The following is a 1851-nucleotide window of genomic DNA, read 5'->3' on the forward strand; positions in this document are numbered from 1 at the left end:
CTCAGGAGTGTAGGTTTGTCTTTTCATTGTCATATTCTCTCAGAATGTTGAGTCTCCGACAATCCCGGGGCGGTTCAATCTTTAGGGTTTGGAGCTACTGACACTTCATTGATGTAACGGCTATCATCGACAAGATTCCTTGCAACAACTAAGTATTTTAAGTTTAATGATAATATGGTGAAAAACCACGTTCCATGCTGTGTAATTTTTCCGTGTGGGATATTATTTTCTGAACTCCCCATACAATAATCAAAAATCTCTAAAATGGCACTTTTACCTGTTGAAGACTTACCAGTAATTATATTTACTCCTAACCCAAACTCAACATAATGTACTTTATCGATTTTATCGACCATCCCTATAGAGATAACATGCGCTTTCATACACTTTTAATCCCAAGTAATCTATATATAGTAAGTACATCCAAGTCCCCTAAAATATGATACATTTTCTGGGATGCGCTGTAGGACTTGATTAAGTTGCTTTGTATATTTTTAGGGTTTTCATCAACCGTAACAGACAAGTTTTCATTAATAACTATCCAATCACTATCTATTGCGTGTTGTATGCTGTGATGGGTTATTTCCTTATAGTACTGAACGTCATCTGCAAGACCTATCAGGAGATTCTGTTTGTTTTTGAAAGTATGTACAGAGCTTCTAACAGTACTCTTATTTAAAAAATCTCTCCTATCTACATTAAGAACTAATGGAAGTAATAAATAACAAAATAAGTAGTTATTTTCGGACTCTGTCACGGAATCAAAAAAATTAGTGAATAGTGGAGCCATAATGAAAGGGTTATTGTGGATAACATATAGGCTATCAGTAAGCTTAGTCATTGATCATCTACCTTTAGTTTCCATATCATGTCATCATTTTCATTAATCAATTCATGTAAATATCCATTTCTAAAGAATACGGGGGTATCATTATAGTTTTGAAAAGGAGACGCAGGAGTAGCTAAAAACTTCAAATAAAATCTTTTAGAATCTTTGATCTGTGTTTCTATTTTGGTATCCAAAGACGATAGTCTATACTCTGCTTTATGTTGGTTTCTCAAGTTATCTTCATAACTTCTATAATCTCTATTTTCATACCCCTGCATTTCTTCCGACACAGTTTTTCTTTGTCTATAAAAGTGTTCAATAGCTTCTATACTAATCTCATCATCATATTCAATATCATATATTTTTTTAACGAACGGTAATTCCAATGCTTTTGCTTCTTCTTCCTCACTTGGTTGATAACTTACATAAGTAGCTGGAAACGATAAAACTTTGGAAATTAGTTGTTGACTGATTCTTCTCTTTTCCTCAGTAAACTCTTCATACTTTATTTCACCATTAGATTGAGCTATCTGATTATGCACATAACCTGTTAGCACCTTTATATAACTCTTATCCTTTCCATCAGACAGGAAGCTAGCGTGAGTTTGACATAACCTTTCATGTATTTCAGTATAGCTAGGCGCTTCAGTAATCAGGCTGAACTTTTCTAAAACGATCCTTAGATTGTCTCTTTTACTAGCTGACATTACTGTTGTAAGGTAACCTAAAGTCGTATCGCTCTTAACTGTCTGAGTTGAGTAATCATTCTGTATTTTTTCCAACACTTTTATCTTCGATTCGACGCATTTCTCATTGAAACCTTTAAATAAACTATTTTCATTTAATTTTTGAGTAGTAAGTAATATAAGTTCAGAATATGATTTAAACTTATCATTGTCTAACCAATTGCTTACAGTTTTCCAGAAGCTTTGACTAAGATTATTTAAGGGGCTGTCCTAGATAAGTAAAATAATCTAGGATAGTCATATGAGAAAGAGCAGATTAAGTTGGTACAAACAAAC

The 1851-nt window shown here is 33.2% G+C and carries 3 protein-coding genes; all 3 read right to left on the reverse strand.

Features of this window, described 5'->3' with window-relative positions; translation table 11 throughout:
- Positions 1-74 precede the first annotated feature (74 nt).
- From JMX95_RS13540 to JMX95_RS13545, 3 genes are read right to left on the reverse strand one after another with little or no spacing between them, the layout of a single operon-like run.
- Positions 75-383, reverse strand: a complete 309-nt coding sequence (locus JMX95_RS13540; protein WP_201561077.1) for a hypothetical protein — start codon at positions 381-383, stop codon at positions 75-77.
- Positions 380-841, reverse strand: coding sequence for a three component ABC system middle component (locus JMX95_RS13875; protein ID WP_227676087.1), 462 nt, complete (start codon positions 839-841; stop codon positions 380-382). Before JMX95_RS13875 ends, JMX95_RS13540 begins: the two co-directional genes overlap by 4 nt.
- Positions 838-1611, reverse strand: coding sequence for a hypothetical protein (locus tag JMX95_RS13545; RefSeq protein WP_201561078.1), 774 nt, complete (start codon positions 1609-1611; stop codon positions 838-840). Before JMX95_RS13545 ends, JMX95_RS13875 begins: the two co-directional genes overlap by 4 nt.
- Between the last annotated feature and the right edge of the window lie 240 nt (positions 1612-1851).

Source organism: Psychrobacter sp. NC44, assembly GCF_904846655.1.
In the GTDB taxonomy this organism is placed as follows: domain Bacteria; phylum Pseudomonadota; class Gammaproteobacteria; order Pseudomonadales; family Moraxellaceae; genus Psychrobacter.